We start from the raw sequence: 8,646 nt of genomic DNA, 5'->3' as shown, positions 1-8,646 counted from the left end.
GCGGAGAGGGGTGCAACCCGGCTTCGATGCGCGGAACCCGCGGCAACCTTACGAGTCAAGGACTCAGACGGCGGCCGGGTCCTCCTCGACGAGGAGGTTGCGGGTGCGGTTGGCGTCCAGCGGGATGCCGGGGCCCATCGTGGTGGCCAGCGTGGCCTTCTTGATGTAGCGGCCCTTGGCTGCGGACGGCTTCAGACGGAGGATCTCCTCCAGCGCCGCGGCGTAGTTCTCGACCAGCTTCGTCTCGTCGAAGGAGACCTTGCCGATGATGAAGTGCAGGTTCGAGTGCTTGTCGACGCGGAACTCGATCTTGCCGCCCTTGATGTCCGTGACAGCCTTCGCCACGTCCGGGGTGACCGTTCCGGTCTTCGGGTTGGGCATCAGACCACGCGGGCCGAGGACGCGGCCGAGGCGGCCGACCTTGCCCATGAGGTCCGGGGTGGCGACGACGGCGTCGAAGTCCAGACGGCCCTTCGCCACCTCGTCGATCAGTTCGTCGGAGCCGACAATGTCGGCGCCGGCGGCTTCCGCGGCCGCTGCACGGTCACCGGTCGCGAAGACCAGGACCCGGGCGGTCTTGCCGGTGCCGTGCGGAAGGTTCACGGTGCCGCGGACCATCTGGTCGGCCTTGCGCGGGTCGACGCCCAGACGCATGGCGACCTCGACGGTGCCGTCGAACTTGACCGAGTTGGTGTCCTTGGCGATACGGACGGCCTCGAGGGGGGCGTACAGACGCTCCGAGTCGATCTTGGCGTCCGCAGCGCGGAGAGACTTGCTGCGCTTCACTGCTGCTCCTGTGTTGTGTCAGGTGTGGAGTCGTGGTGCGGGCCGGCGCGTGGCCCTACCACTGGTGGTGCTGAGGGGGACTGTCAGCCCTCGACCGTGATGCCCATGGAACGGGCGGTGCCGGCGATGATCTTGTCGGCGGCGTCAAGGTCGTTGGCGTTCAGGTCGGGGAGCTTGACCGTCGAGATCTCGCGCACCTGAGCGGCGGTGAGCTTCGCGACCTTGGTCTTGTGGGGCTCGCCCGATCCCTTGTCCACACCTGCGGCCTTGAGGATCAGCTTGGCGGCCGGCGGGGTCTTCGTCACGAAGGTGAAGGAGCGGTCTTCGTAGACCGTGATCTCCACCGGCACGACCATGCCACGCTGCGACTCGGTCGCGGCGTTGTAGGCCTTGCAGAACTCCATGATGTTGACGCCGTGCTGACCGAGCGCCGGGCCGACCGGCGGGGCCGGGTTGGCGGCGCCCGCGTTGATCTGGAGCTTGATAAGCCCCGTGACCTTCTTCTTCTTGGGAGGCATTGCTCTCTCCGGGTCCTAGTGAGAGTTTCGGCCATCCATCCGATCATCCGGATGGAGGCATACCGCACAACGATAACGGGTATAGACGTGCGGCTAAAAACCGAGCAGGTCAGACCGGCTTTGGAAGCCCGATCCGACCTGTTCGGAAGCTCTTGTCAGAAGTGCCCCGGAAGGGGTCAGTTCTTCTGGATCTGGTCGAAGCTGAGCTCGACCGGGGTCTCGCGGCCGAAGATCTCGACGAGACCCTTGACCTTCTTCGAGTCGGGGTTGATCTCGTTGATCGTCGCCTGCAGCGTCGCGAACGGACCGTCCGTGACGGTGACCGCGTCGCCGACCTCGAAGTCCAGGACCTCGACGGTGAGCTTGCGGGCCGGTGCCGGCTTGCCCTCGGCCTCGGCAGCCTCGCGGGCCGCCTTCTCCTCGGCCTCGGGGGCGAGCATCTTGACGATCTCGTCCAGGGTCAGCGGGTACGGGTCGTAGGCGTTGCCCACGAAGCCGGTGACGCCGGGGGTGTTGCGGACGACGCCCCAGGACTCGTTGGTGAGGTCCATGCGCACCAGGACGTAGCCCGGGAGCTTGTTCTGGCGGACGTTCTTGCGCTCGCCGTTCTTGATCTGAACGATTTCTTCTTCCGGCACTTCTGCCTGGTAGATGAACTCTTCGACGTTCAGGGAGACGGCGCGCTGCTCCAGGTTGGCCTTCACGCGCTTCTCGTACCCGGCGTACGTGTGGATGACGTACCACTCGCCGGGCAGGGTGCGCAGTTCCTCGCGGAGGGCGGCGATCGGGTCCACCGGCTCGGTGGGCTCGGCCTCTGCCTCGTCGGCCTCGACCTCGTCCGCCGCCTCGTCGACCTCGTCGGCCTCCGCGGCGTCGTCGGCGGCAGCCTGGTCCTCGTCGGTCTCGGCGACCGCTACGGCCTCGTCCTCGACGTGGACGTGGACGGCGGCTTCCTCGGCCGGCTCGCCCGCGGCGGCGTCGGCAGCCTCGGCCTCGTCGGGCTCCACAGCGTCCGCCGCCTCAACGATGGCGGTCTCGTCCTCGATGGACTCGACGGCGCCCACCGTCGGCTCGCCGGCGTCGTTCAGGTTCGGGTCAGACACGGTGGCTGCTTCTTCCTGGATACACAAATGGGTGGAACGCGCGAAAGGGGCGCCCAAGGGAGGCGCCCTACGCGAGTACTGCTTAGCCGAAGACGTACTTCACAGCGGCCGAGAAGCCCTGGTCGATCACGGTCACGATGCCGATCATGATCACGACGAAGACGATGACGACAGTGGTGTACGTCGTCAGCTGGCTGCGAGTGGGCCAGACGACCTTGCGCAGCTCCGCGACGATCTGGCGGTAGAACTGCGCGAGGCGGCCGAGCGGGCCCTTCTTGCCCCGCTTGCCGCCCTTTCGTGCCTTCTTCGGCACTTCGTCCTGGGCATCAGGCATGTCGATGGAGCCTACGGCGTCCGTCACGCTACTCACCTGATTCCGGGTCGTGGCCGTGCCGCGCCCGGTGGAGCCGCACGACAATGCAGAGAAGTACGTACATGCGCACACATCCCGGCGAAGGAGTGTGTAGCAGGGCCGGAGGGACTTGAACCCCCAACCGCTGGTTTTGGAGACCAGTGCTCTACCAATTGAGCTACGACCCTTTGTGGTTCCCCCAACCTACCGCATCCGACCGGGTGCACGGAGTGCGCTCGGCGGAGCAGGCTGCTGTGGGCCAACGACAGGTGAGTGTACGTGCTCCGCGGCCCGGCGTCGAACAGAAAGGGCTCCGACGTGCCCCGGACCAGTCTGTGAAACCCCTGTGCCGGGGCGGCAGATGGTCTGGGACGATGGGGCGCATGAGCGCTGCTACTCCTCCGACCGAGCGCCGGGTATCCGCCCGCATCGGTGCCATTTCCGAGTCCGCCACCCTTGCCGTGGACGCGAAGGCGAAGGCCCTCAAGGCCGCCGGCCGCCCGGTGATCGGCTTCGGCGCGGGCGAGCCCGACTTCCCGACGCCGGACTACATCGTCCAGGCCGCGATCGAGGCCTGCTCGAACCCGAAGTACCACCGCTACACCCCGGCGGGCGGGCTCCCCGAGCTGAAGAACGCAATCGCCGCGAAGACGCTGCGCGACTCCGGCTACGAGGTCGACGCCTCGCAGATCCTGGTCACCAACGGCGGCAAGCAGGCCATCTACGAGGCGTTCGCCGCGATCCTCGACCCGGGCGACGAGGTCATCGTCCCGGCTCCGTACTGGACGACGTACCCGGAGTCGATCCGGCTCGCGGGCGGTGTCCCGGTGGAGGTAGTGGCCGACGAGACGACCGGTTACCGGGTCTCCGTCGAGCAGCTGGAGGCCGCACGCACCGAGCGTACGAAGGTCGTCCTCTTCGTCTCGCCCTCGAACCCGACCGGCGCGGTCTACAGCGAGGCCGACGCCGAGGCGATCGGCCGCTGGGCGCACGAGCACGGGCTGTGGGTGCTGACCGACGAGATCTACGAACACCTGGTCTACGGCGACGCGCAGTTCACCTCGCTGCCTGCGATCGTGCCCGAGCTGCGCGACAAGTGCATCGTGGTCAACGGCGTGGCGAAGACGTACGCGATGACCGGCTGGCGGGTCGGCTGGATCATCGGCCCGAAGGACGTCGTGAAGGCGGCGACGAACCTCCAGTCCCACGCCACGTCCAACGTGTCGAACGTGGCGCAGGCCGCGGCGCTGGCCGCCGTCTCCGGTCCGCTGGACGCGGTCGCCGAGATGGGGGCCGCCTTCGACCGGCGCCGGCAGACGATCGTGCGGATGCTCGGCGAGATCGAGGGACTGATCTGCCCGATGCCGGAGGGCGCCTTCTACGTGTACCCGTCGGTGAAGGGGCTGCTCGGCAAGGAGATCCGCGGCAAGCGCCCGCAGACCTCGGTCGAGCTGGCCGCGCTGATCCTGGAGGAGGTGGAGGTCGCGGTCGTACCGGGCGAGGCCTTCGGCACCCCGGGCTACCTGCGGCTTTCGTACGCGCTGGGCGACGAGGACCTCGTCGAGGGCGTGTCGCGGATGCAGAAGCTGCTCGCGGAGGCGCGCGACTAGTCGTCCGTACGTCTCGACGCCTTGACGATCCCCCGGCCTCTGCGGCTGGGGGATCGTTTCTGCGTTCGGGGGCACACCCGTTGGGGAAAAGACGCTTCCGGGCGCGTCGTACGTACGGCAAGATCCTCGGATGGAACGTGTACGCGATCTGACCCTGCTCCCCAAGGCTCATCTGCACCTGCATTTCACCGGGTCGATGCGGCCCTCGACCCTGCTGGAACTGGCCGACCTGCACGGTGTCCATCTGCCCGATGCGCTGACCAGCGGTGAACCGCCGAAGCTGCGGGCTACCGACGAGCGGGGCTGGTTCCGCTTCCAGCGGCTCTACGACGCGGCGCGGTCGTGCCTGCGTACGCCCGAGGACATCCAGCGGCTGGTGCGCGAGGCCGCCGAGGAGGATGTGCGGGACGGGTCGGGGTGGCTGGAGATCCAGGTCGACCCGACGTCGTACGCACCGCTCCTCGGCGGGCTGATTCCGGCGCTGGAGATCATCCTGGACGCGGTCGACAGCGCGTCGCGGGAGACCGGGCTCGGGATGCGGGTGCTGGTCGCGGCGAACCGGATGAAGCACCCGCTCGACGCACGGACGCTGGCCCGGCTCGCGGTGCGGTACGCGGACCGCGGGATCGTCGGCTTCGGGCTTTCGAACGACGAACGGCGGGGAATGGCCCGGGACTTCGACCGTGCCTTCGCGATCGCACGCGAGGGCGGGCTGCTCGCGGCTCCGCACGGCGGTGAGCTGACCGGGCCCGCTTCCGTACGGGACTGCCTGGACGACCTGCACGCTTCGCGGATCGGGCACGGGGTACGGGCCGCGGAGGACCCGCGGCTGCTGAAGCGGCTCGCGGACAGGGGCGTCACCTGCGAGGTGTGCCCTTCGTCGAACGTCGCGCTCGGGGTGTACGAGAAGCCCGAGGACGTCCCGCTGCGCACCCTCTTCGAGGCGGGGGTGCCGATGGCGCTGGGGGCGGACGACCCGCTGCTGTTCGGGTCGCGGCTGGCGGCGCAGTACGAGCTGGCGCGGGAGCACCACGGTTTCACCGATGCCGAACTGGCCGAGCTGGCACGGCAGTCGGTGCGGGGGTCGGCGGCGCCCGCGGGCGTACGGGAAGAGCTGCTGAGCGGGATCGACGCGTGGCTGGCGGGGTGAGCTAGCCGGAGATGCCCTTCAGGAGCGTGCGGGCCAGGGCCTTGGCGAAGTCGTCGACGTCCTGTGGCGGCTTCTTGCCGATCTCGCCTTCGGGGTCGTACGCGAAGGCGCGCTGCGCGCAGGCCCCCAGGAGCAGCGAGGCCGCCGCGAAGGTGTCGGAGGCGGGCGAGATGCGGCCGGCGGCCCGTTCGGTGCGCAGATAGGCGTCCAGGCCCTCGATGGGCATGTGGGGGCCGGTGCCCATGTCCCGCATGGCGCTGTCGTGGCGGGCCTTGAGCTTGGTCTCGGCGTAGAGCGAGGCGGCGATCGGGAAGCTCTCGGCGTAGAAGAGGACGGCCTGGCGGGCGATCTCGGTGAGGTTCTCCTGGACGGAGCGGGTGCCGGGGTCGAGGGCGAGGCGGTGCAGCAGCGGGGTGAGCCGGGGCAGCCGTTCGGTGAGCACGGCGACGAAGAGGTCCTCCTTGCTCGCGAAGTACTTGTAGAGCGCGGCCTCCGAGCAGCCTGCCGCCTTCGCGATCTCCTTGGTGGTGGCGCGGGACAGGCCGAGGGTGCGCATCAACTCGTGGGCGGCGTCGAGGATGCGTTCACGGGTGGGCTTGTGCATGGGTGCTCCGGATGCTCCGAGACTTGGGCTTGACGGGTGAGTGAGTATTCACCCACCCTCGTGGTGAGTGAATGCTTACCACCCTGGGAGGGTGCGCGATGAAGGTCACGGTATTCGGTGCCACCGGCGGCATCGGGCAGGAGATCGTCAAGCAGGCGCTGGCCGCGGGGCACGAGGTGACGGCGGTGGTGCGCGACCCGGCGCGGTTCGCGGTGACCGGCGAGCGGCTCACCGTCTTCCGGGCGGACCTGACGGACCCGGAGGGTCTGCGGAAGGCCGTGGCCGGGCGGGACGCGGTCCTCTCCGGGCTCGGGGCGCGCAGCCGCAAGGACGTGGGGGTGACGGCGCGGCTGACCCGTACGGTGCTGCGCGCGATGGAGGCGGAGGGCGTCCGGCGCCTGGTGGTGGTGAGCGCGTCCCCGGTCGGCCCGCCGCCGGGGCGCCAGCCGCTCGTCGACCGGATCATCGGGCGGGTGATCAGCGCGGCCCTGAAGGGCGTGTACGACGATCTGCGCGTGATGGAGGGCGAGTTGGCGCGCTCGGCGACGGACTGGACGTCCGTGCGCCCGCCCAGGCTGACGGACAAGGCGCTGACCGGGACGTACCGGAAGGCCGTCGGCGGCACCCCGCGCAGTGGCCGGACGATCGCGCGGGCCGACGTGGCCCACGCGATGCTGGCGGTGCTGGACGACCCGGCCACGGTGAAGCAGGGGGTCGGGGTGGCGAACTGAAGGGCCAGGACCCTACAGGGAGCAGCCGACCATCACGGGCTCGTTGACCAGGGTCACGCCGAACGCCTCGCGGACGCCCTCGACGACCTCGCGGGCCAGGGCGAGGAGGTCCTCGGTGGTGGCGCCGCCCCGGTTGGTGAGGGCGAGGGTGTGCTTGGTGGAGATGCGGGCCGCCCCCTCCCCGTACCCCTTGGTGAAGCCCGCGCGGTCGATCAGCCAGGCCGCCGAGGTCTTGGTCAGCCCCTCCCCCGCCGGGAACGCGGGCGGGGCGGTGTCGGGACCGAGGCGGTCGTGGACGCGCGCGAGGAAGTCCGCGAGCCGGGCCTCGTCGAGGATCGGGTTGGTGAAGAAGGATCCCGCCGACCAGGTGTCGTGGTCCGCCGCGTCCAGGACCATGCCCTTGCCCGCGCGCAGGCCGAGCACGGTCTCGCGCGCGGCGGCGGCGGGGACGCGGTCGCCGGCCGAGACTCCCAGGGCGCGGGCGGTCTCCGGGTACTTGATCGGCGCGGAGAGCCCGCCCGCGTCCTCCAGCTCGAAGCGCACGCGCAGCACCACATAGCGGTGCGGGTCCGCCTTGAAGCGGCTGTGGCGGTACGAGAAGGCGCAGTCGGCACCCGTGAGGGTGACCCGCTCGCGCGCGTGGCGGTCGTACGCGTCGACCTCGGTGATGGTGCTGGAGACCTCCTGGCCGTACGCCCCGACGTTCTGAATGGGGGTCGCACCGGCGGAACCGGGGATTCCGGCGAGGCACTCGACGCCCGCGAGGCCCGCTTCGACGGTGCGGGCGACGGCGTCGGTCCAGACCTCTCCTGCGGCCAGCTCCAGCTTCGTACCTTCGAGGTGGAAGCCTTGGGTGGCGATGCGCAGGGCGGTTCCGTCGAAGCCCTTGTCGCCGACGATCAGGTTGCTGCCGCCGCCGACGATCAGCAGCGGGGTGCCTGCGGCGTCGGCCTCACGGACGACGGCGATCACCTCGTCGTCGGTGGTGGCCGTGACCAGGCGGGCCGCGGGGCCGCCGAGACGGAAGGTGGTCAGGGGGGCGAGGGGGGCATCGTGGAGTTCCTGCACGGGGTCCAGCGTACGAGAGCGCGGGAGCGGCCCCCGCCGGTCGGGCGGGGGCCGCCGGGTGCGGGGCGGTCCGGCGCCGGGGTGCGGGTAGCGGCGGGCGCCGAGGGGGCGGGAAGGCAGGGGCTGGAGCGGGGGTCGGTTCAGCCCTGGGCATCCAGTTCGTTTCAGCGCTGGGCGTCCAGTCGTTTCAGGGCGTCGTCCCAGGTGAGCGGCAGGATGTCGGTGTCGACGGACCAGAAGGTGAACGTCGAGTCCTTCATCAGGGCCTTCAGCGCCCGGGCGCTGGACCGGTGCGGGTCGCTGCCCGCGAAGCGGTGGAGGGCTTCCCGCGACTCCCAGACGGACAGCGTCCAGAAGGTGCGCCGGAGCGGCCGGGCCCGCAGGGTGACGCCGTGGGCGCCGGGCGCGGTGCGGATCTGCCACATGATGCGGGGCGCGCGGGCGAAGAAGCGGAAGGCGCCCAGGAGGGTGCGGGTCTCGAACCGGGAGGCCATGGCGTACCCCTCGGTGTGCGGGTCGGGGCGATGCGGGGTGAGCCAGGGGAGGTCGGGCACGGTGGATCTCCGTTCGGTCGTGTCGGGCAGCGGAGTGCGCGGGGCGGACGGACGGCGGGCGGTGTCCGACGGTCAGGCGGTGTCCGACGGTCAGGCGGTGTCCGACGGTCAGGCGGTGTCCGACGGTCAGGCGGTGTCCGACGGTCAGGCGGTGTCCGACGGTCAGGCGG

10 protein-coding genes and 1 tRNA gene are annotated in these 8,646 nt (G+C 70.1%); 3 read left to right on the top strand and 8 right to left on the bottom strand.

What is annotated here, in order from left to right:
* Nucleotides 1-63: 63 nt before the first annotated feature.
* From rplA to ACWGIG_RS29390, 5 genes are all read right to left on the bottom strand, one after another.
* The gene (gene rplA / locus ACWGIG_RS29410; RefSeq protein WP_453324715.1) at nucleotides 64-786 is read right to left on the bottom strand and encodes a 50S ribosomal protein L1; all 723 of its coding nucleotides are present in this window, start codon (nucleotides 784-786) and stop codon (nucleotides 64-66) included.
* A gap of 83 nt (nucleotides 787-869) precedes the next feature.
* Entirely contained in the window at nucleotides 870-1,304 is a 435-nt protein-coding gene (gene rplK / locus ACWGIG_RS29405; RefSeq protein ID WP_214974378.1) for a 50S ribosomal protein L11, read from the bottom strand.
* Between the two features lie 176 nt (nucleotides 1,305-1,480).
* Nucleotides 1,481-2,407, bottom strand: coding sequence for a transcription termination/antitermination protein NusG (gene nusG / locus ACWGIG_RS29400; RefSeq protein ID WP_453324714.1), 927 nt, complete (start codon nucleotides 2,405-2,407; stop codon nucleotides 1,481-1,483).
* Nucleotides 2,408-2,489: 82 nt separating this feature from the next.
* A complete protein-coding gene (gene secE, locus ACWGIG_RS29395) occupies nucleotides 2,490-2,768 on the bottom strand; it encodes a preprotein translocase subunit SecE (protein ID WP_453324713.1) in 279 nt (92 codons plus the stop codon).
* A 106-nt stretch (nucleotides 2,769-2,874) separates the two neighbouring features.
* Nucleotides 2,875-2,947 (bottom strand) — tRNA-Trp (locus ACWGIG_RS29390).
* Nucleotides 2,948-3,142: 195 nt separating this feature from the next.
* Between ACWGIG_RS29390 and ACWGIG_RS29385 the strand changes: the two genes are divergently transcribed.
* Nucleotides 3,143-4,369, top strand: coding sequence for a pyridoxal phosphate-dependent aminotransferase (locus ACWGIG_RS29385; RefSeq protein ID WP_453324712.1), 1,227 nt, complete (start codon nucleotides 3,143-3,145; stop codon nucleotides 4,367-4,369).
* 130 nt (nucleotides 4,370-4,499) lie between these two features.
* Complete coding sequence (locus ACWGIG_RS29380) at nucleotides 4,500-5,519, top strand: adenosine deaminase (RefSeq protein WP_453324711.1); 1,020 nt, start codon at nucleotides 4,500-4,502, stop codon at nucleotides 5,517-5,519.
* Between the two features lies 1 nt (nucleotide 5,520).
* Here ACWGIG_RS29380 and ACWGIG_RS29375 read toward each other — a convergent pair whose 3' ends face one another.
* Nucleotides 5,521-6,123 (bottom strand): TetR/AcrR family transcriptional regulator, encoded by a 603-nt coding sequence (locus ACWGIG_RS29375; RefSeq protein ID WP_453324710.1) that lies wholly within the window; start codon nucleotides 6,121-6,123, stop codon nucleotides 5,521-5,523.
* Nucleotides 6,124-6,221: 98 nt separating this feature from the next.
* Between ACWGIG_RS29375 and ACWGIG_RS29370 the strand changes: the two genes are divergently transcribed.
* Nucleotides 6,222-6,854, top strand: a complete 633-nt coding sequence (locus ACWGIG_RS29370) for an NAD(P)-dependent oxidoreductase (RefSeq protein ID WP_453324709.1) — start codon at nucleotides 6,222-6,224, stop codon at nucleotides 6,852-6,854.
* 12 nt (nucleotides 6,855-6,866) lie between these two features.
* On the opposite strand, the gene ACWGIG_RS29365 is transcribed toward ACWGIG_RS29370, so the two are convergent.
* Complete coding sequence (locus tag ACWGIG_RS29365) at nucleotides 6,867-7,922, bottom strand: UDP-N-acetylmuramate dehydrogenase (protein ID WP_453324708.1); 1,056 nt, start codon at nucleotides 7,920-7,922, stop codon at nucleotides 6,867-6,869.
* Nucleotides 7,923-8,086: 164 nt separating this feature from the next.
* Nucleotides 8,087-8,476 (bottom strand): DUF3291 domain-containing protein, encoded by a 390-nt coding sequence (locus ACWGIG_RS29360; RefSeq protein WP_453324707.1) that lies wholly within the window; start codon nucleotides 8,474-8,476, stop codon nucleotides 8,087-8,089.
* Between the last annotated feature and the right edge of the window lie 170 nt (nucleotides 8,477-8,646).

It is taken from the genome of Streptomyces sp. NPDC054863 (genome assembly GCF_053610825.1).
The sequence above is the reverse complement of the archived record's forward strand: the minus strand, read 5'-3'. Positions and strand labels throughout refer to the sequence as shown.

Excerpts from the sequence above, each read along its gene's own strand:
- rplK (WP_214974378.1), bottom strand. The coding sequence starts at position 1,304 with ATGCCTCCCAAGAAGAAGAAGGTCACGGGGCTTATCAAGCTCCAGATC.
- ACWGIG_RS29380 (WP_453324711.1), top strand. The coding sequence starts at position 4,500 with ATGGAACGTGTACGCGATCTGACCCTGCTCCCCAAGGCTCATCTGCAC.
- ACWGIG_RS29375 (WP_453324710.1), bottom strand. The coding sequence starts at position 6,123 with ATGCACAAGCCCACCCGTGAACGCATCCTCGACGCCGCCCACGAGTTG.
- ACWGIG_RS29370 (WP_453324709.1), top strand. The coding sequence starts at position 6,222 with ATGAAGGTCACGGTATTCGGTGCCACCGGCGGCATCGGGCAGGAGATC.
- ACWGIG_RS29385 (WP_453324712.1), top strand. The coding sequence starts at position 3,143 with ATGAGCGCTGCTACTCCTCCGACCGAGCGCCGGGTATCCGCCCGCATC.